Annotated in this window: 21 protein-coding genes and 1 pseudogene; 14 read left to right on the top strand and 8 right to left on the bottom strand. The window is 36.3% G+C overall.

Annotated features, from left to right (window positions below; genetic code table 11):
* Positions 1-121: 121 nt before the first annotated feature.
* The 3 genes from ACQV2S_RS06030 (at position 122) to smpB (ending at position 3790) form a co-directional block, all read left to right on the top strand.
* Entirely contained in the window at positions 122-892 is a 771-nt protein-coding gene (locus ACQV2S_RS06030; RefSeq protein ID WP_428876150.1) for an alpha/beta hydrolase, read from the top strand.
* Positions 893-912: 20 nt separating this feature from the next.
* Positions 913-3261: a ribonuclease R gene (rnr, locus tag ACQV2S_RS06025; protein ID WP_428885196.1), complete on the top strand. Its 2349-nt coding sequence runs from the start codon at positions 913-915 to the stop codon at positions 3259-3261.
* Between the two features lie 61 nt (positions 3262-3322).
* Positions 3323-3790 carry an SsrA-binding protein SmpB gene (gene smpB, locus ACQV2S_RS06020; RefSeq protein ID WP_428874269.1) on the top strand — a complete coding sequence of 156 codons (468 nt, stop codon included), beginning with the start codon at positions 3323-3325 and terminating at the stop codon, positions 3788-3790.
* Positions 3791-3841: 51 nt separating this feature from the next.
* Here the strand turns inward: smpB and ACQV2S_RS06015 are convergent, their stop codons facing one another.
* The 8 genes and pseudogenes from ACQV2S_RS06015 to comGA form a co-directional block, all read right to left on the bottom strand.
* Positions 3842-4594, bottom strand: a complete 753-nt coding sequence (locus ACQV2S_RS06015) for a hypothetical protein (protein ID WP_428885194.1) — start codon at positions 4592-4594, stop codon at positions 3842-3844.
* The gene (locus ACQV2S_RS06010) at positions 4584-4949 is read right to left on the bottom strand and encodes a competence type IV pilus minor pilin ComGF (RefSeq protein WP_428874297.1); all 366 of its coding nucleotides are present in this window, start codon (positions 4947-4949) and stop codon (positions 4584-4586) included. The genes ACQV2S_RS06015 and ACQV2S_RS06010 overlap by 11 nt, the downstream gene beginning before the upstream one ends.
* A 9-nt stretch (positions 4950-4958) precedes the next feature.
* Positions 4959-5066: pseudogene (locus tag ACQV2S_RS06005) on the bottom strand (prepilin-type N-terminal cleavage/methylation domain-containing protein); the annotation flags it as partial.
* Entirely contained in the window at positions 5026-5319 is a 294-nt protein-coding gene (locus ACQV2S_RS06000) for a hypothetical protein (RefSeq protein WP_428885192.1), read from the bottom strand. The pseudogene ACQV2S_RS06005 and the gene ACQV2S_RS06000, both read right to left, overlap by 41 nt.
* Positions 5320-5350: 31 nt before the next feature.
* Positions 5351-5797 carry a competence type IV pilus minor pilin ComGD gene (comGD, locus tag ACQV2S_RS05995; protein WP_428875304.1) on the bottom strand — a complete coding sequence of 149 codons (447 nt, stop codon included), beginning with the start codon at positions 5795-5797 and terminating at the stop codon, positions 5351-5353.
* A complete protein-coding gene (comGC, locus tag ACQV2S_RS05990) occupies positions 5797-6141 on the bottom strand; it encodes a competence type IV pilus major pilin ComGC (protein WP_428874273.1) in 345 nt (114 codons plus the stop codon). Before comGC ends, comGD begins: the two co-directional genes overlap by 1 nt.
* Positions 6142-6153: 12 nt before the next feature.
* Complete coding sequence (comGB, locus tag ACQV2S_RS05985; RefSeq protein ID WP_428885208.1) at positions 6154-7200, bottom strand: competence type IV pilus assembly protein ComGB; 1047 nt, start codon at positions 7198-7200, stop codon at positions 6154-6156.
* Positions 7178-8230 carry a competence type IV pilus ATPase ComGA gene (comGA, locus tag ACQV2S_RS05980; protein ID WP_428874277.1) on the bottom strand — a complete coding sequence of 351 codons (1053 nt, stop codon included), beginning with the start codon at positions 8228-8230 and terminating at the stop codon, positions 7178-7180. The genes comGB and comGA overlap by 23 nt, the downstream gene beginning before the upstream one ends.
* A 189-nt stretch (positions 8231-8419) precedes the next feature.
* Between comGA and ACQV2S_RS05975 the strand changes: the two genes are divergently transcribed.
* From ACQV2S_RS05975 to recN, 11 genes are all read left to right on the top strand, one after another.
* Positions 8420-8632, top strand: coding sequence for a DNA-directed RNA polymerase subunit epsilon (locus tag ACQV2S_RS05975; RefSeq protein WP_428874278.1), 213 nt, complete (start codon positions 8420-8422; stop codon positions 8630-8632).
* A 1-nt stretch (position 8633) separates the two neighbouring features.
* On the top strand, positions 8634-10343 hold the full coding sequence (gene rnjA, locus ACQV2S_RS05970; protein ID WP_428874279.1) for a ribonuclease J1: 1710 nt from the start codon (positions 8634-8636) through the stop codon (positions 10341-10343).
* A gap of 40 nt (positions 10344-10383) precedes the next feature.
* A complete protein-coding gene (locus ACQV2S_RS05965) occupies positions 10384-11445 on the top strand; it encodes a M24 family metallopeptidase (protein WP_428885190.1) in 1062 nt (353 codons plus the stop codon).
* 11 nt (positions 11446-11456) lie between these two features.
* Positions 11457-11882 carry an Asp23/Gls24 family envelope stress response protein gene (locus tag ACQV2S_RS05960; protein ID WP_428875302.1) on the top strand — a complete coding sequence of 142 codons (426 nt, stop codon included), beginning with the start codon at positions 11457-11459 and terminating at the stop codon, positions 11880-11882.
* Between the two features lies 1 nt (position 11883).
* Positions 11884-12324, top strand: a complete 441-nt coding sequence (nusB, locus tag ACQV2S_RS05955) for a transcription antitermination factor NusB (RefSeq protein WP_428874282.1) — start codon at positions 11884-11886, stop codon at positions 12322-12324.
* Positions 12325-12475: 151 nt separating this feature from the next.
* The gene (locus ACQV2S_RS05950; protein ID WP_428876146.1) at positions 12476-14239 is read left to right on the top strand and encodes a DUF1002 domain-containing protein; all 1764 of its coding nucleotides are present in this window, start codon (positions 12476-12478) and stop codon (positions 14237-14239) included.
* A 126-nt stretch (positions 14240-14365) separates the two neighbouring features.
* Positions 14366-15733: an exodeoxyribonuclease VII large subunit gene (xseA, locus tag ACQV2S_RS05945; protein WP_428885188.1), complete on the top strand. Its 1368-nt coding sequence runs from the start codon at positions 14366-14368 to the stop codon at positions 15731-15733.
* 3 nt (positions 15734-15736) lie between these two features.
* Complete coding sequence (locus tag ACQV2S_RS05940) at positions 15737-15982, top strand: exodeoxyribonuclease VII small subunit (protein ID WP_428874285.1); 246 nt, start codon at positions 15737-15739, stop codon at positions 15980-15982.
* Complete coding sequence (locus tag ACQV2S_RS05935) at positions 15979-16860, top strand: polyprenyl synthetase family protein (protein WP_428874286.1); 882 nt, start codon at positions 15979-15981, stop codon at positions 16858-16860. The genes ACQV2S_RS05940 and ACQV2S_RS05935 overlap by 4 nt, the downstream gene beginning before the upstream one ends.
* A gap of 10 nt (positions 16861-16870) precedes the next feature.
* Positions 16871-17686, top strand: coding sequence for a TlyA family RNA methyltransferase (locus ACQV2S_RS05930; RefSeq protein WP_428885186.1), 816 nt, complete (start codon positions 16871-16873; stop codon positions 17684-17686).
* 20 nt (positions 17687-17706) lie between these two features.
* Entirely contained in the window at positions 17707-19431 is a 1725-nt protein-coding gene (gene recN / locus ACQV2S_RS05925) for a DNA repair protein RecN (RefSeq protein ID WP_428885184.1), read from the top strand.
* Positions 19432-19439: the final 8 nt, after the last annotated feature.

Here is a 19439-nt window from a genome sequence, read left to right as displayed (position 1 = left end):
AAAGATTTTGAATAGACGCACATGTCGGCTCATTAGGCCACATGTGCGTATTTATTTAGAAACAGAGGAATTTCTTTAGTTTCCAACAAGGTTTAGATACAATGATAATAAGAGGTTAGGAGTGAAAAGTGTGATGAATGTTCCATTTGATAAGGCGGTTTATTTAGAAGGTCAAGATAAGAAGGTAGGGATCCTACTCTTCCACGCTTATACGGGATCAACACGTGATATGAACCTATTAGGAAGGCTATTGAATCGCCAAGGCTATAACGTATTAGTGCCACAATTTAGTGGTCATGATACACAAGACATCAAATCAGTTTTGGATTTTTCTCCAAATATTTGGCGTCAAGAAGCCAATGATGCTTATCATTGGATGCTAGGACAAAAATTTGAGCACCTTTTAGTCTTTGGTCTTTCATTAGGTGGAGTTATGGCTACAGATATTATTTCTCAGAAAGATTTTCAAGGAAGTGGTGGAGGAATCTTTAATGCGCCGGTTATGACTGAGGAACCGATCAATATTTCCAACTCATTTATGCATTTAGGTAAATTTTTGGCCAGTCAACGACATGATACAGAGACATTTATGGAAGAGTTTGATGATATATTGGCAGGCCATTGGCAACAAATGAAAGAATTAGAAGAAATTAAAGAAGAAATCGCTTCACAGTTGGTGAATGTTAAGGTGCCTTTTTATATCGCTCAATCAGGCCAAGATGAATTAATTGAGCCAGATGATTCTTATTTATTACAAGATCATTTGGTAAATGCACGCATTGATTTTCATTATTTCCCACATAATACACATTCCATTCCTACAAACCGTGATCGTAAGGCTTTTGAAAAATCAGTTTTAGATTTCATCAAGCAAGTGACCCAACCCTTTTAGGGTGAGAGAGGAGAATAAATTTGAGTTTATCTAGACTAGAAAAAGACATTATTGTTTTTTTACAAGGGAATAAAGAGGATTCCTTTTCGGTGGAACAGCTTTCCCAACATTTTAATTATCGCGGAACCAAAAATTATAAAAAATTAATTAAAGCTTTAGCCTTTTTGGAAAGAATTGGCGAAATTCAATTAACATCTGAGGGCCATTTTAAAGCTTTTTCTTCAAACGAAGAAGTTATAGGAGTATACAGAGCGAATGAAAAAGGCTTTGGCTTTGTATCTCATGAAGAAGGTGAAAGTGATTTCTTCGTGCCTAGAGGTAAAAACGGAGGAGCCATGGAAGGAGACACAGTCCGTGTTCGAATCGTTAAACATGTTAATCCTACAACAGGCAAAGGTTCGGAAGCTCAAGTGCTTGAAGTAATAGACCGTAAAGTTAGTCAGTTAGTTGGCGAGTTTTATGGTTTTAATCAAGAAGAACGTGAAACCACAGGCTATGTAGGATACATTAAGCCTCAAGGCGAATTTCCAGATGAGACTAAAATTTTCATTCGTCCAGATGGTATTCATCCAGCTAATCACACTATTTGTATTGTAGAAATCGCTGAATACCCAGATAGCCATAAGCCCAATGAAATGGTAGGCCTTGTGACTAAAGAAATTGGCCATAAAGACGCTCCAGGTGTTGATATACTAGCCGTTCTCTTCCAATTTGGTATTCCGCACGAATTTCCAAAAGAGGTGGTCAAAGAATCTGAAGCCGTAGAGCAAACAATTAAATCTGAAGAAATCCAAGGACGTAAGGATTTACGTGATCAATTAATCATTACAATTGATGGAGCAGATGCCAAGGATTTAGATGATGCCATCAGTTTAGAAAAAATTTCGGATAAAGAGTACCAATTAGGTGTCCATATTGCCGATGTATCGCATTATGTAAGACCAGGCACTGCTATTGATCGCGAAGCTTATGAGCGAGGAACATCTGTTTATTTGACAGATCGCGTGGTCCCTATGTTACCGCAAAGATTGTCTAACGGTATTTGTTCTTTGAATCCTCATGAGGATCGCTTAAGTCTAACTTGTGAGATGGTGATTAATAATCAAGGGCAAGTAATTAAGCATCGCATTTTCAAATCAGTCATTCATTCATCCTATCGGATGACCTATTCAGATGTGAATGCTATTTTAGATGGTGATCCAACTTTAAGACAAGATTATCAAGAAATTGTTCCTATGTTGGAGGACATGGCTGAGTTACATGATATTCTCTATCAGATGCGTCGACATAGAGGAGCACTCGATTTTGATGCGCCTGAAGCCAAGATTTTGGTAGACGAAAAAGGACACCCGACAGAGATTGTTTTACGTGAGAGGTTTACTAGTGAGCGCTTAATTGAATCCTTTATGCTAGCTGCTAATGAAACGGTGGCCAAAGATTATTTAGCTAAGCAGCTACCCTTTATCTATCGAATTCATGAGCAGCCAGACTCTAATAAAATAGACCGTTTTGCGGAATTCATCTCAAGTTTTGGGGTCATTCTTAGGGGAAATACTGAAGATATGGCACCGAAGGCCTTGCAAGAGGCGCTTAAACAGGTCAAGGGTGAAGATTACGAACAAGCTGTTTCAACTATGATGCTAAGGTCGATGCAACAAGCCAAGTATTCAGATGAAGCAGCAGGTCACTTTGGTTTAGCAGCAGAAGACTATACACATTTCACTTCGCCAATACGCCGTTATCCTGATTTGATTGTTCACCGTCTAATTAGTCAATATTTATTAGGCAATCCTTCAAATAAGGAGATTTCTAAGTTAGAAGATCAACTGCCAGCTATAGCGACTCATGCTTCTAAAATGGAGCGCCGGGCGGTTGATGCAGAAAGAGAAACTGATGCTCTCAAGAAGGCTGAGTATATGATGGATAAAGTTGGAGAAAGTTTCTGGGGAACTATTTCATCGGTTACCTCTTTTGGAATTTTTGTAGCGCTTCCCAATACAGTAGAAGGACTTGTCTCTATTCAAAATTTAGATGATGACTATTATCATTTTAATCCAGAACACATGCTGTTGATTGGTGAGCGGACACATAAAATCTTTAGAATCGGGCAAAGGGTTAAAATAGAGGTTGGTAATGTCAGTATCGAAGATCGACAAATTGATTTTAAGCTAATTGAAGCAGAAGCAGTAGAAGGTATCGATCCAAAAATCATTCAATCTTCAACAAAAAATAAGAAAAAGAATAAATCGAACAGACAAAACAAATCAAATAAAGCGAATCCTAAAATGGGTAAAAATTTAGCAGGTAAAAAAATTTCTGCTAAGGGAAACTTTAAGAAAGCAAAAAGAACTAAGAAAAAGAAATACTAGGAGTCCATCAGATGCTAGTAGGTGATGTAAAATAGACTCCTAGCACTAGCAAGGAGATTTTATGGCAAATAATAAAGCAGTACACGATAAACCACTGGCCCAAAATCGAAAGGCCAGACATGATTATGAGATTATTGATACTTATGAAGCGGGTTTAGTCCTCAAAGGAACAGAAATTAAATCCATTCGAGCAGGAAAAATAAATATTCAAGATGGCTTTATTTCAATCTATGGGGGCCAAGCCTGGGTAAAGAATGTTCATATAAGTCCTTATGACCATGGTAATTTATTTAATCATGATCCTTTAAGAGATCGAAAGTTATTATTACACCATAAGGAAATAGTGGATATGGACCAAGCAACGCGTCAGAAGGGAATGACCATTGTTCCCCTAAAGGTTTATTTAGTTAGGGGTCGAGCTAAGCTATTAATAGGAGTTGCACGTGGTAAACATCACTATGATAAGCGACAGGCGCTCAAAGAACAACAAGCTAAGCGAGATATTGATCGGGCTCTCAAAGTAAGATAAATTAAAACAGCAAGCACTCTGGAGGATTTGAGAATGCTTGCTGTTTCTTCGTTAACTGGCCTTAGAATCCTGATAAAGATTCCCATGCCATTGGAGGAGGTAATTTAGTTGAGGTAAGTCTTGTTTCTTTTCGAATGACTCACCAGAAGAAAGCCTTGAGTCGAAAATTAATTCGTCCCTAGAACTTAAAACCTTACTTGTTCCTGAATTAAATTCAATCTGAAACTCTTTTTCAATGGTTCCTACCCATTGCGATTCTTTTTGTTTAGTAAGTTGTTTGTTTAGCCGATAGCCTTGCGAACTGAGGAATATTTGACTAGCATCGAAAGAGCTTTCCTTAGAAGAATTAGGAAAAAGAGTCACTTGGCCATTAGCTAACCATTCGCCATCAGCTTCTATTATTGAAAAGCTTGACTCAAAATTGGATGGATATTCTATAAAAATAAGCGTTTTATAGAGTAAAAGTAAAGACTCAATGTCTAAAGTATCAACTTCGATTAAGTTGACTGTTTGAATTAAGGAATCACTTGTAAACAGGCCCAAGTCATTTAAGCTTTCTTTTTGTAGAAGTTGGCATTCTCTTTGAATAGATTCTTCTATGCTTTTTGTCCATTGCTCTTGGAGAACAGGACGCAGGTTAAAATCTGTTAAAAGAGTTTGAATTTGTAATTGGTAATAATTATTTGACTGGTGGATTCTTTGTCTTTGGAGAGCATTAAGTTGAATGACTCCTAAGTATATAACTTGGCTTAACATCATAAAACATAATACCATTGGTAGGATAAGCCCTTTTTTATGTTTCATCAAAATCTTCCGTTCTTATGTAATCAGTATGAAAGGTATGTGAGAAGATTTGACCATTGGTTAGCTCCACGGAGATTGTTATAAAAGGTTTTTCGGAATTTAGATGCCAAGATTTTACTTGAAAGAGGTAAGGGTGATGTCCGGGTCTGCGATAAATCTTTTGATTTCTTAAAATGACTGAGCTCTGTTCATAGTAATCCTCTTTGAGACAAAGATTTATTTCTTGTTCAGAGACACCTATAATTAAAAAATGATCAAATTCACTTTCCATCATCAGTGTGAAGTGCTGCCAATCTAGCGAACGATCTTGCCGCATATTTTCATCTAATTTGCGGTAATGTGAAACACTTATCATGAGAGTGTTCATTATTAAAGCAACAATAGAGAGTGTAATAAGGCACTCAATTAAAGTGAAGGCCCATTTTGACTGTTTATAAGGTTTGAATAGCTTGAATTTCAATCTGATAGGCACTCCCTCTCTTAAACTCTATTTGACAGGAATTAGTGTCGCATGAAAAATCATCAACCTCGACTGAAAATAATAATTGGTAACTTTCCATTGTAGATTGAATAAGTGTCTCTTTTTTTATTGAATCTAAATCAGAAAGTTGAATGTCCGCCATTTGATAAAATAATTGCCATTCATTATTTTCTGATTTTAATTGTTTAAAAGTCCTTAATTCTTGGTTAAAACTGGGTAAATAAAAGCTCAAAATCCAAGACAAGATCAATAAACCTACTAATGCTTCAATTAGACTACTTCCCTTTTTGCTCCTTAAAAACAAATTGACCACTTCCTAGTTGAAAAACAAGCTCAAAATTATCGCCTTCTGCATTTTCAAAGTAAACAGTTTCAAAATCATTAATACGACCACTACTTAAGTAATAAAAAGAAAAAGAATTAAGTAAATTTAAATGTTTAGGGAGTTTGAGTTGACTAAAATTTTTGCGGGATTCTACTTGCCAGAAGTAGACTACTCCTCTTTTACTAAAGACAATCTGAACTGGATCTTGATCAATAATTGCTTTATCTTGAGCTAAATGTAGCTGACTCTTCAGTTGGTCTTTAAAAACTTTTGTCTGATAATCAGCTTTTAATTGTTGATAGGGTAAAGCAATTAGCAAAATCATCAATATACTAAAAATTGAAAGTACGCACAAAGCTTCGATTAGGGTAAAGGCTGATTGATTTTTTGATTTCATTAAGGGGTCAGTATTTGACTGAGGACTTCAGCTTCAATTCTCTCAGTCGCTTCGTCTGCTTGCTTTTGAGTGAGGTAACCTTCAGCAACCAAAGTTTCTAAGCTTAAAGGCTCTTGGGTATCCTCTACTAGATAATAGGCATCCGCTTGAGTTTCAACAATCTCTGTGATATTTTCAACTGCTTGTTGGTCAATACGATCTTTTTGGCCAGAAACATTGGGAATAATAATAGCCATTAATAGTGAAACAATAATAAGAACAATTAGCATTTCGATAAGTGTGAACGCTCTTTTAGACTTTAATATTTGACAAGACTTGACTTTTCTGATGGTTCTTTCTTTCATAATAGCTCCTTTTCATATCTCCATGGTTAACATCGGCAACATTAGAACAAGGTACATGGCCATTACAATAATAGCGATAATTAAAAAAAGTATGGGTTGCACTAAAGTGAGCTTCTTATTAAGATCTTCGACCACCTCCTCAAATATTTTTTTAGCATAAAGCTTACATTTTTGACCGGTCTGACTGGTTAGTTCACCCTGATATATGACTAAACTAAGTGTTTTAGTGAAAATACCCATGTTTTCTAATGAATCGCTCAACTCGCTCCCAGCCAAAAATTGTTGCTGCAGATAATCAGCTATTTCACTGATTAAGGGATCAATGGGATATGAGATTAAAAGATCTAGTGTCTCTTGCATGGAAAAGCCAGCTGCGTAAAAATATGAAAGTTCATCAGCTAGACGATAGGATACATATTTCCTAATTAGCTTTCCAAAGAGAGGTATCTTAACTAAGTGTTGAAATCTGTTAATAACAGGGAGTCTTAATAAATAAAAATCAATAGCTAAGTAAATAATTAAAATGACTGCTAAAAAGCTGATGCTAATTTGTGGAAGAAAGGTAAAGAGAATGAGTAAATAACGAGCTAATAAATGAGTTTTTAAAATTTCTTGATCGATGAAGGATAAAATATGTGGAAGCATCCAATGTCTCATTGCAAACAATAAGCAGGAGAGAAAAAGCATTAAAAAACAGGGATAGATAAGTGTTTTTATTAATTTTTTTTGATAGCTTCTAATCTTTTTTAAATGGTTTACAATTTCAAAAAGCGCTTGAATAAATCGGCCTTGTCTTTGAGCAAAAAATAATTGAGCGGCAATTCGGTTTGAATACCCATAATTTAAAAGAACTTGATCAAAGCTTTGTCCTACATTTAATTTTTCCAGCATTTGATTAATAATTAAAATTCTTTTAGGTAATAGTATTTTCATAAATTGCAGACTTTGATAAATTGAGAAACCTTCATCAAGCATTTCAGCTAAAACCTGTAAAAAATATATTTTTTCCTCTTGATTAAAGAGCAATTTTTCTTTATTAAAGAACTTCAAAGTGTTCATACTCTTTTTTAGTGATGTATCCATAGGCCCATGCCTTTCTTAGTTGGTGATTAAGGGGCGAGAAGTTTAAAGGTAAATTAAAATGATTCAAATATTCTTTCAATTGTTGGCCATCTAATATTTCGAACAAAGCGGCTCGGTGAAATTTTTTAGGAATATGATTGCAGGATACTTGAACACTACTTTTACAAAAAGGACAAAAGCGAGGCACTAGTCTTTGTGAGATGACACCAATGAGAGATTGTTTTAATTGTTGCTCACTAATGGTTAACTCTTTAAGACGCGCAATCACTCCGAAAGTATCTTTAGCATGGATCGTTGCAATCATCAAATGCCCGGTTAATGCACCTCTTAAAGTCATACGCGCCGTCTCCTCATCCCGAATTTCTCCAATAAAAAGAATATCGGGATGATGTCTGAGTGATGATTTAATCAGTAGGTCATAAGAAATACCTATTTTTTCATTTACCTGCGTTTGTAAAAAAGAAGCTTCTTTGATTTCTACAGGGTCCTCCATAGTAATAATTTGTAACTTTTCTTCATTCATTCTTTCTCTTAAAAGTTGATAGATCGTCGTGGTTTTACCTGAATTGACTGGGCCAGAAATTAAAATCATCCCTGATTTTCTTCTAATTAATTTCCGAATGCGGTCAATTTGATTGGGAAAGTAGCTGTTGATTTGTTGAAAATTATGAATTTTACTAAAAATCACTCGAACCACTAAGGACTCTATGAGGTTGACGTTAGTAATAGTGGACAATCTTAATTCAATCGTTTGTTCTTCTGAGATCTTAAACGGACAAGCACCTGATTGGGGCCGTCTTTTTTCACCGACATCCATATTGGCTAAAAATTTATAATGAGCGATTATTTTTCTTCCTAGACTTAAAGGGACATTTTTGTGGAAGTGGAGTTGACCATTGACTCGAAAGAAGATTTGATAGTTATCAATTATTGGCATGAAATGAATATCGGAAGCCAACAAACTGATGGCCTCGTTAATCAATGATTTAGAAAGTTCTTCGATCATCAACTCACCCTTTTGATTAGTCTAATGATAAATACAAGATAAAGGTTAAAAGGGTGCTTATATTTTTTCTCAAATAAGCGTCTCAGTGTCTAACTATACCTATATATGAAAGTATGATAGAATAAATTGACAACGAGTGTTTAGCTCACCCACCAGTTGAAATAAAAAATAATAAAGGAGTTTTATTACATGATTTTTAAAGTAATGTACCAAGAAAGTAAAGATCAAGTTCCAACAAGAGAAAGGACACTTTCCCTTTATCTTGAAGCAGAAAATCGCGTAGAAGCGATTGAAAAAGTGACTCAAAATACATCTTACAACATCCAATATGTCCAAGCCTTAGATGAGGCGCATTTGGCATATGAAAAAGAACAAGCAGGCTTTAAGTTGGTGGAGTTCTAAGATGTCAGTAAATATTAAAAATAATGAAGTAGGCGTATTTGCCTTAGGCGGTTTAAATGAAGTTGGTAAGAATATGTATGGCGTCCAATTTCAAGATGAAATTATCATTATGGATTCTGGTGTGATGTTCCCAGAAGACGAATTGTTAGGTATTGACTATGTCATTCCTGATTATCAATACCTATTACAAAATCGTAATAAGATTAAGGGAGTTATTATCTCTCACGGTCACGAAGACCATATAGGTGGAATTCCATTCTTATTGAAAGAGATAAACGTGCCTATCTATGCTGGCAAGTTAGCCTCAGCTTTAATTCGTAATAAATTACAAGAACGTGGACTGTTGCGTGATGCAGAAATTCATGAAATTGATGAAGATTCTGTGATCCGTTTCCGTAAAACAAGCGTTAGTTTTTATCTAACAACTCACTCCATTCCAGAAGCATATGGTGTGGTAGTTAAAACACCTCCTGGAAATATTGTCTTTACAGGAGATTATAAGTTCGATTTCACACCGGTAGGCAAACCAGCCGACTTACATAAGATGGCACGAATTGGTGAAGAAGGAGTCCTATTATTACTAGGTGATTCAACAAATGCCGAAGTACCAACCTTTACTAATTCAGAAAAAATTGTCGGCCGTTCGATTCGCAACATTATCCAAAAAGAAGAAGGACGCGTTATTTTCGCTACTTTCGCATCCAATGTGTCTCGATTGCAACAAGTCGTAATGACAGCCTATGAGACAGGTCGTAAGATAATTGTTTTCGGTCGTTCGATGGAATCTTCCATTAAGACAGCTAGAGAATTAGGTTATGTGGATGACAAAGGGGCAGATATTTTCATTGAACCAAGAGATATTAATAAATATCCTGCTAATAAGATTTTAATTCTATGTACTGGTTCACAAGGGGAGCCAATGGCAGCTTTAAGCCGTATCGCTAATGGTACGCACCGACAAATTTCGCTTCAACCTAATGATACCGTTATTTTCTCTTCTTCACCTATTCCAGGAAATACTATGAGTGTTAACCGTGTCATCAATCAATTAAGCGAGCAAGGTGCCAAAGTGATTCATGGAAAGGTCAATAATATTCATACTTCTGGTCACGGTGGTCAGCAAGAGCAATTATTAATGCACCGTTTAATGAAGCCTAAATATTTCATGCCAGTTCATGGGGAATATCGCATGTTAAAAATCCAATCGGAATTAGCTCAGATGACTGGGATTCCAAAAGAAAATTGCTTTATTATGTCTAATGGCGATGTTCTAGCTCTTACTGCCGACTCTGCTCGTGTAGCAGGACGCTTTCCTGCTCAGGATGTATATGTCGATGGTAATGGTATTGGTGATATTGGTAACATTGTACTGAGAGACCGTAAAGCTCTGTCAGAAGAAGGACTAATCATTGTTTCAGCTACTATTGACTTTGAAGCTAAACAATTGATTGCCGGACCGGATATTATGTCTCGAGGCTTTATTTACATGCGAGAATCAGCAGACCTGATCAATGATATTCAAAATAAGGCGCGCGCAATTATCAACCGCGGCTTAAATGAGTCAGGCGCTAATATAAATGAACGGAGCGTGCGAGATCTATTGCTCAGTCAATTAGAACCGGCTATTTATCAGAAGACGCAGAGAAATCCGATGATTATGCCGATTTTATTAGATATTAATAAAGGGGTAAGACCTCATCAAACGAAGTAGTAGTTAGTATTAGAGTTAAAACAAGTAAAGGAGCGATCATATGTATAGAATCAACAAATTACGTCAATCACTTAAAGAACAAAAATTCGATGCAATCTATGTAACGAATATGTTAAATATAAGATATTTAACCGGCTTTACCGGCTCGGCTGGTGCCGTATTTGTAACTCAAGATAAGGCCTTCTTTATTACCGATTTCCGTTACAATACTCAAGCTAGCCATCAAGTTAAGTCTGCAACAGTTGTTATCCATCAAAACGGAGTAGATCAAGAAGTTAAAAACTTAATCGATCAAGAAAAGGTTCAAATACTAGCCATAGAAGCAGATAATATGAATGTCAGTCAATATCTAAAAATTAAAGATCTATTTGCAGCAGATATTAAAGCAAGTCAAGGGTTAATCGAAAAAATTCGCTTAATTAAAGATGAATCGGAACTTGAGACCATTCGACAAGCATGTGAAATTACCGATCAAGCGTTTGAACATATCTTAACCTTTATTAAACCTGGTGTAACTGAAATTCAGGTTGCTAATGAGTTAGAAGCTTTTCTTAAGGATAAAGGATCAACAGGCATGTCTTTTGATACTATTGTCGCTTCAGGTGAACGCTCTGCCATGCCTCACGGTGTAGCGAGTGAAAAAGTGATTGAAGATGGCGATATTGTGACGCTAGACTTTGGTTGCTACTATAAAGGTTATTCGTCTGACATGACTCGTACGATTGCGGTAGGATCGATATCAGATAAAATGAAAGAAGTCTATGAAATTGTACTTGAAGCACATCAACGCGTAATCAGAGAGGCTAAAGCTGGCATGACTGGTAAGGAAGTAGATGCGATAGCTCGTGATTATATTACGGAAAAAGGCTATGGTGAGTACTTTGGACACTCTACTGGCCACGGTGTCGGTTTAAATGTCCATGAAGAACCTGCAGTCTCTAGTCGTTCTGAAGCGGTTTTAGAGACGAACATGGTAATTACTGATGAACCCGGTATTTACTTACCAGGTATCGGTGGTGTTCGCATTGAAGATGATTTAATTGTGCAAGCAGATCGTGTAATACCAATCAACCGTAGTCCCAAAGAATTAATAATTATATAGGAGGCTAAAGGATGTTAAATAAACAAACTGTCGCATTTGAATCTCTCAGCGAACAATACTTAGGCGAAATTAATATTACGATGGGTGTCTTGGAAGACATTGCAGCCAAAGCTGCTTCAGAAATTGATGGTGTACTTAGTTCATCACAAAAAAAAGAAGCAGGAAAATTTTTGCGTATTCAAGGATCAGGTGTTAATGCTAAAATGCGTCAAATTGAAGACCGTATTTCGATTGATATTAATGTAAGCATTGCTTACGGTAAAACAGTTCCAGTTATAGCCGCTGCTATTCAAGAACGTGTTAAAGAACAAATTCTATACATGACAGATCTTATCGTCAGTGAAGTGAATGTTCATGTCCAATCGATTGATACAGAACCAAAAATGAATTCAGAGTTAAAAACTATTAGGAATAGCGAAAAAGAAATCGGAGAATAGGATGAAAAAATTATCACGTCATCAGCTAAGAGAAAAAGCAGTCCAGAGTTTATATCAATTAGTAATTGCTAGTGACCAGTTTCAAAGTGAGGATGCTGTAGAATTCGCTTTAGAAGCCGGTAATGATCCTGAGAAGGGATACTCAGGTGAGATAGATTCTTATCTAATAACCTTAGTTAGAGGAGTAAGAGACAATCAGTTGGCGTTAGATGATATGATTAAACAATATCTCAGCCAATCTTGGACTCTTGATAGAATAGCAAGTATTGATCTAACCATTTTACGCTTAGCTTTTTTTGAAGTGCTCTTCATTGACGAAGAGAAAGTTCCAGCCAAAGTAGCGGTTGACGAAGCGATTGAATTATCTAAGACTTTTTCAGATGATCGATCACGACAATTTATCTCAGGTGTTCTCGCTAAACTTTTAGCTAACCAAATCTAAATGGCGCCAGAAGAAGAATGTGAAGAAATTATTCTTTTTCTGGCTTTTTTCTTATAAGAATTTATTAAAGAAATGGGTATAACTTGTATAAGTATTTTAGGATGGATATAATCAAAGTGTCATCATATTAATTTAAAAGGAGCATAAAATTATGAAAAAACAAAAAGTTTTACTACTTGCTTTAGCTGCTTTAACAACTTTTCCAGCCAGTATGCCTTTGATTAGCCAATCAGCTATGGCAGTTGAACAGGCTGAGCAAACTTTGCAAGTAGAAAAATTAGCTTTAGGAGCGACTTTAAATTCACAACAAGCCCAACAAACCATTCAATTATTAGGCGCTAATCAGGTAACTCCTGAGAATACAATTTATGTTGACGGTGTGATGATTGATCGCTATTTAAACATTGGATCAGATGCTTCAACAGATGTATACTCGTCCGTATATATTAAGCCTCAAGCACCTGGTACAGGAATTAAAGTTCAAATTGTAACGCCTGAAAATATCACTGCTGTTTCAGCGACAACCTATCAAAATGCAGCTATTACTGCAGGGGCTCAAAATGCTTTATTAAAAATTGGTAGTTTTTTACCTGTAACGGGTGAGGGGGCACTTACTGGCTTATACGCTCTATTAGAGTCACAAGGTGTAGAAGTTAAGCAGCATGACATGCAAACGGCACAAAAAGAAATTTCTGTCGTAAATAATGTTAAGACTGAAACAGGGTTAACCGATGCACAAGTAAACGTAATTATTGCTGAAATTAAGAAAGAAGTTGCTGCTCAAGTTCAAAATAATGGTCAAGTAAACTCGACTGAAATTGTAAACACAGTTGTAAATAATGTTATTAATAACACTAATATTGAAGGCGATGGCAATGTTGTCGATAATTCAGTTGCTACCGATGTAGAGATTTCTAATCAAACGAAGCAAGAATTAGAGCAATATGCCAATGATTTTGCCCAGACCGATGCTGCTGCTAATGAAGACACTGTTCAACAACTAGATGCATCAATCGAAGACAAAAAATGGGACAATATTCTTGCTCAACTAGAGCCTAAAATGACTATTGATGAAATTAAAGCAGTAGAAACACCTGATTTTTCTGATACTGAAAAGTATCACGAAATTTTACCTGCTTTATACAATCGTTTCAAGCAAGCAGTCGATCAGGGGATCCGTGTAGATGATATCTATGCTCATACTTTTATTCTTGAAGCGATTCAACCAAATTTAACAGTTGAAACGAAAGCAGAGTTAGATAATTTTAGAGAATTGCTTTATCAATATACAGCAACCTTTGAAGGAAATATAAAGGCACTAGCTGAAAGTGAAGGCTTCGAATTCCAACCAATCAAAGATCAGTGGATGGCTAAATTACAAGAAGCTGAAAATCTTAAAACTTCTGATGCAGCTTTAGCTGAGATTATTCAGTTAATAGCTAATGCCACAGGATACGCTCCTCAGGTCTATACGTTTACTGATATTGAACAGGATGATAAAGTGATTAATCTATCTGTAGCAGAGGAAACACATTCTAAGGTGATTAGATTAGCTCGTTTTGAATACGATTTAGAAACTGGAGTAATTAGTGAAGTTGACCCAGTATCCATGGAAGCTGTGCCATTAAATCAGGATACCTATGATTTCAATGCTGTTTATGGTGTCAATGTTGAAAATAATTATATTGCTAATAAAATCCCAGTTGATTATAGGATTCCTGGTTACACACCAGTTGAATCCACTGAAGAAGAAACAACTTTAGAAGAAATGGTTGAAGAGCCAGTTGATTCTGTAGAAACTCAAACCCCTGCAGAAGAGCCAACAGAAGAACTTCTTGAGGAAGAAGCACCAAGTGAAGAAAGCGTGGATGAGACAGTTCCAACTGAAGAGACAGAGAGTGTCGATCCAGTGTAAACTGATAGATGGTCTTAAGCTATAAAAAGAACCAGGGTCAATGATTGCCTGGTTCTTTTTGTTTTCTAGTTCTCTGAATTAGATTGTGCTAAAATAGAAAAGAATGATATCAAGAGAGGTGATGGAGTGACCCAAGATCAAAAGAACTATATCACGGTAGGAGCCTTATCAAAATATATCAGTCAAAAATTTGATCGTGACCCGCATATTCAAAGGATTAGAGTCTTGGGAGAGATTTCTAACTATCGTTATCGTCCTAATTCTCATCAATATTTTTCTTTAAAAGAAGGCCAAGTCCAAATTAATGCGATTATGTTCAAGAGTCAATTTCACCGTTTAAAATTCCAATTAGAAGAAGGCATGAAAGTTTTTGTAACGGCTAGAGTAGGAGTTTATGAAGGTGGAGGAAGGTATCAACTTTATGTTGAAAATATTGAGCCTGATGGAATTGGCTCTTTATACCTAGCACTTGAACAATTAAAAGAAAAAATGAAAGCCCAGGGACTTTTTGATCGTCCCAAGAGAAAAATATGTAAATATCCTAAACGACTAGCAGTGATAACTAGCCCATCGGGTTCTGTCATACGTGACATTATTACGACTGTTCAACGTCGTTATCCAATTGTCGAAATTGTTGTCTTTCCTACTAAAGTTCAAGGTAAGGAAGCGGCTAAAGAAATTGTTGCGTCATTTAAGCGGCTAGAAGAAAGCACTATTTCTTTCGATGGTGTTATCTTAGCACGCGGAGGTGGTTCGATTGAGGACTTATGGTGTTTTAACGATGAAGGAGTTGCCCATGCTATTCTTGCATGTCCCTTGCCAGTAATATCTTCGATTGGCCATGAAACCGATACTACGATTGCTGATTTAGTGGCTGATTTAAGAGCTCCAACTCCGACTGCTGCAGCGGAACTATCTGTTCCTGTGCTGCAAGAAGTTTTAATGACGATTAGCCAGCAACAAGTACGATTAATAAATGCTTTTCGAGGGCGCTTAGAATGGTCTCAAGAGCGTCTGGCAAGATCTGCTCGATCATATGTTCTTACTCAGCCAGAAAGACTGTACCAATCCTACGTGCAGAGTGTTATGCATTTAAATGAACGATTGAAAATGCGTCAAGAACAATATTTTTCACGCCAAAAACAAAAAATCAATCAACTAAAACAGGCTGTATATGCTTATAATCCTCAACAACAAATTAGCTACCGTCAAGAAAAATTAGGGACACTTCAACTAAGTTTACAACGCTCCTTCAATGATTATTTAAGAAGAAAATACGATAGGCACATGAAGGCAAGTGCCTTATTAGATGCATATAGTCCGCTGAAAATAATGGCAAGAGGATATTCTTTAGTTGAAAAAGAAGGTCAACAAGTAACTTCAAGTCATCAATTAACTGAAGGAGATCGTTTAAATATCCAATTATATAAGGGGTGTGCGAATGTTTTAGTAGAATCACTTGATAAAAATGAGCCAATAGATAGGGAGGATTAATCGATGACAGAAAATAAAACAGTAGAATCAACCATTAGTTTTGAACAAGCTTTACAAGAGTTAGAAGAAATTGTTCAACAATTAGAAAGAGGGACACTACCACTTCAAGATGCCTTACAAGCCTTTCAAAAAGGAATTTCATTAAGTCAGCATTGCCAAGAAGAATTAACGGAAGCCGAAGCGACAGTTACCAAAATGATGACTGAATCGGGATTACAGCCTTTAGATGAGGAGAATAAAACAGAATGATATTAGGTGGGCCCTTACGTTCCAAATTTGAACAGGCTTTGCAAGAGCAAGTTATCTCTTTAAATTCACCTTTAGAAATGGTGAAGCCAATGGTCTACTCGCTTAATAGCGGTGGAAAGAGATTAAGACCCTTACTTTTACTGACAACTATTGCGATTTTTAACAAAAAGAAAATTGATCAGGCTATGTTAACAGCCATTGCTTTAGAATTTATCCATACTTATTCTTTAATCCATGATGACTTACCAGCCATGGATGATGATAAACTGCGAAGAGGCCAACCAACCTCTCACGTTAGGTTTGATGAAGCCACAGCAATCTTAGCTGGTGATGCCCTTCAAGCGGATGCTTTCGCAATTTTATCTAAAGATGAAAGCTTGCAAGCCCATCAGAAGGTCGCTCTGATCAGAGAATTGGCTCATGCTGCAGGTTCATCTGGAATGGTTGCTGGACAGCTTTATGACATTAAGGCAGAAAATAAAACGATAGACATTGAGCAGTTACAACAAATTCATTTGATGAAAACTGGCCTTTTATTTATATTTGCTATGAAAGCAGCTACAATTATTTTAGAGGCTGATCAAGCTGAAAGCGATCTAATGATTACTTTTGGACAGCACTACGGTGTTGCGTATCAAATTCATAATGATCTAAAAGATGTCATAGACTTGAATGAAGAAGTGGATAGCTTAACTTACTCAGATATTATCAATCATAAATCAACTTATCCTAGTCTTTTAGGAGTAGGACAAGCTAAAGCGAGTTTGATTGAAGAAATCAAGTTAGCCAGAAAAGCTTTAAACGATTTAGAAAAGCTTAGCCATAAATCTTTCAAACAGTTAGATAACTTTCTATCACCTCTTGAAAAACACCTATAAGGAGTAATGAATGAAAAAAGAACGAGTCGATAAGCTAGTGGTCCAAGCAGGAATTACTCACTCACGTGAACAAGCACGCCGTCTGGTTATGTCAGGAAAAATCTATGATCAAAACGATCAGCGCTATGATAAACCAGGTGAAAAAATACCGATTGATCGCGAGCTCTATCTGAAAGGGAAACCTTTCCCTTATGTATCGCGTGGGGGATTAAAGTTAGAAAAAGCCTTATCTTCTTTCAATATTGATATTACAGACCATCTACTTTTAGATATCGGTGCTTCAACAGGAGGATTTACCGATGCGGCTTTACAAAATGGCGCACGCTTATCTTATGCTTTAGATGTAGGTTACAATCAATTAGCTTATTCCTTAAGACAAGATCCTAGAGTAGTCGTAATGGAACGGCAAAACTTTCGCTATGCTCGCTTCGAAGATTTTACAAAAGGACAGCCAACAATAGCAACAATTGATGTCTCTTTTATTTCTTTAGCTTTAATTTTGCCACCATTACAGCCGATTCTAAAAAAAGATGGTTCTGTTATTGCCTTGATTAAACCACAATTTGAAGCAGGACCTAGTCGGATTGGTAAAAAGGGTGTCATAAAAGACCCAGCAGTTCATCAAGAGGTCCTTGAAGAAGTATTAGCCTTTATTAGTAAAATTGGCTTTGTTATTAAAGAGCTTACCTATTCGCCAATTACAGGAGGCGAAGGGAATATTGAATATTTAGTGCATTTAATCAATGCTAGGCAAGTAGATAATCAAAGCCACTCAACAATTGCCATCGCAAAAATTGTGGAGGAGAGCCATCAAGCTTTTGAATAAACAATGCAAAGAGGTGCCTTATGTTAATCAGTTTAAGAATTGAAAACTTTGCAATTATTGATCAAGTTTCTATTGATTTTGATGAACAGATGACAGTGCTCTCAGGGGAAACTGGAGCGGGAAAGTCGATTATTATTGATGCGATTGGTATCTTATGTGGTGGAAGAGGGTCTACTGAGTTTGTGCGAAAAGGAAGCCCAAATCTCTTTATTGAAGGTCTTTTTAGTTTACAAGGAAATGAAAAGCTCTTAATGCAATTGCAAGCAATTGGAATTGAAATTGAGGATCCAGAAGATGCCCTTTTGATTCAACGCGAGATCCATAAGAGTGGACGAAATGTTATTAAAATTAATCAACGACCAGCTAATGTGACCATGCTAAAACGAATTGGTCGTTATTTGGTAGATATTCATGGTCAAAATGAACATCAAGCTCTGTTAGACTCCTCACGACATCTTGAGTTACTGGATCTTTTTGCTAGTGAGAGCTTACTTCAAGTTAAAGAAAAATATCAGCTAGTTTATAATCACTATCAAGATTTAAGACAGCAATTGTTAACTAAGAAATTTGACGAACAAGATGCACTTCAACGTTTAAATTATTTAGAGTTTCAGTTAGAAGAATTAAAAAATTTAGATATAGTGGCAGATGAGGATCAGCAACTGCTACAACAAAGCAAGAGACTTCAAAATGCACAGCTAATGAGTCAGTATCTTAATGAAATCAACCAGCTAATGACCGATCAAGAAGCTAGTGTCGATCAGCAAATTGAGCGAGTGCTTTATCTGTTACAGCACTTGGGAAGATTTGATAATCAATATTTGTCATTTGAGGAGCGCTTACAAGGCCTGCAAGTAGATTTAAAAGAATTAAGCCGAGAAATTGCTTTTTCTTTTGATGTGCCAGATTATGATGAACAAGTGATGGATGAAATTCAAAGAAGACTAAGTCAGTTGGAAAAAGTTCAAAAAAAATATGGGCGTAATATTGAAGAGTTAATCGATTACCAGCTTGAACTCGTTAAGGAAATTGATCAAATTAAACATTTTGAAAGTTATCAAAAACAAACACAGGAAGCCTTCCTCAAAACTTATGAAGAAGCCTTTGAATTAGCTCAAAGCATATCCAATCTCCGTAAAGAAGCAGCCAAAGCAATTGTCTCAGAAGTTGAAGGTCAATTAAAAGAACTCTACATGCCGCATACTGAATTTGAGGTCAAGATGCGACAGGTAGAGTCTGATTCTAATTTGCAACCATTCTTTTCCAATTCTTATTTACGTTTGAATGAAGCGGGTATGGACCAAGTTGAATTCTACTCAAGGACTAATTTGGGAGAAGAAAGTCAACCACTGGCTAAAATAGCATCTGGTGGTGAACTTTCACGATTTATGTTGGCCTTGAAGACAATTTTCGCAAGAAATCAAGCAGTTGAGACCTTAATATTTGATGAAATTGATACAGGGGTTTCTGGTAGAGTCGCTAGTGCTATAGCGAGCAAACTGGCTAAAATCGCTCAAAATAAACAAGTCTTATGCATCACCCATTTAGCACAAGTAGCTGCCGCAGCCAATCAACAGCTAATTATTAAAAAAGAAATTAATCAAGAGCGCACGGTTACACAAGTGGATTATTTATCAGAAGAAGAGCGAGTAGCCATGATTGCTGGCATGATGTCTGGTGAAGTACAATCTGAATCCAGTCTACAAGTAGCTCAAGACCTGCTCACATCCTATCAAAAGAATTAGGGGGTTTT

It is taken from the genome of Facklamia sp. P13064, assembly GCF_050409425.1.
Classification (GTDB): Bacteria; Bacillota; Bacilli; order Lactobacillales; family Aerococcaceae; genus Facklamia.
This window is presented reverse-complemented; position numbering and strand designations above follow the sequence as displayed.

Excerpts from the sequence above, each read along its gene's own strand:
- smpB (WP_428874269.1), top strand. The coding sequence starts at position 3,323 with ATGGCAAATAATAAAGCAGTACACGATAAACCACTGGCCCAAAATCGA.
- ACQV2S_RS06015 (WP_428885194.1), bottom strand. The coding sequence starts at position 4,594 with ATGAAACATAAAAAAGGGCTTATCCTACCAATGGTATTATGTTTTATG.
- ACQV2S_RS06010 (WP_428874297.1), bottom strand. The coding sequence starts at position 4,949 with ATGATAAGTGTTTCACATTACCGCAAATTAGATGAAAATATGCGGCAA.
- comGD (WP_428875304.1), bottom strand. The coding sequence starts at position 5,797 with ATGAAATCAAAAAATCAATCAGCCTTTACCCTAATCGAAGCTTTGTGC.
- comGC (WP_428874273.1), bottom strand. The coding sequence starts at position 6,141 with ATGAAAGAAAGAACCATCAGAAAAGTCAAGTCTTGTCAAATATTAAAG.
- comGB (WP_428885208.1), bottom strand. The coding sequence starts at position 7,200 with ATGAACACTTTGAAGTTCTTTAATAAAGAAAAATTGCTCTTTAATCAA.
- comGA (WP_428874277.1), bottom strand. The coding sequence starts at position 8,230 with ATGATCGAAGAACTTTCTAAATCATTGATTAACGAGGCCATCAGTTTG.
- ACQV2S_RS05975 (WP_428874278.1), top strand. The coding sequence starts at position 8,420 with ATGATTTTTAAAGTAATGTACCAAGAAAGTAAAGATCAAGTTCCAACA.
- rnjA (WP_428874279.1), top strand. The coding sequence starts at position 8,634 with ATGTCAGTAAATATTAAAAATAATGAAGTAGGCGTATTTGCCTTAGGC.
- ACQV2S_RS05965 (WP_428885190.1), top strand. The coding sequence starts at position 10,384 with ATGTATAGAATCAACAAATTACGTCAATCACTTAAAGAACAAAAATTC.
- ACQV2S_RS05960 (WP_428875302.1), top strand. The coding sequence starts at position 11,457 with ATGTTAAATAAACAAACTGTCGCATTTGAATCTCTCAGCGAACAATAC.
- nusB (WP_428874282.1), top strand. The coding sequence starts at position 11,884 with ATGAAAAAATTATCACGTCATCAGCTAAGAGAAAAAGCAGTCCAGAGT.
- ACQV2S_RS05950 (WP_428876146.1), top strand. The coding sequence starts at position 12,476 with ATGAAAAAACAAAAAGTTTTACTACTTGCTTTAGCTGCTTTAACAACT.
- ACQV2S_RS05940 (WP_428874285.1), top strand. The coding sequence starts at position 15,737 with ATGACAGAAAATAAAACAGTAGAATCAACCATTAGTTTTGAACAAGCT.
- ACQV2S_RS05935 (WP_428874286.1), top strand. The coding sequence starts at position 15,979 with ATGATATTAGGTGGGCCCTTACGTTCCAAATTTGAACAGGCTTTGCAA.
- ACQV2S_RS05930 (WP_428885186.1), top strand. The coding sequence starts at position 16,871 with ATGAAAAAAGAACGAGTCGATAAGCTAGTGGTCCAAGCAGGAATTACT.
- recN (WP_428885184.1), top strand. The coding sequence starts at position 17,707 with ATGTTAATCAGTTTAAGAATTGAAAACTTTGCAATTATTGATCAAGTT.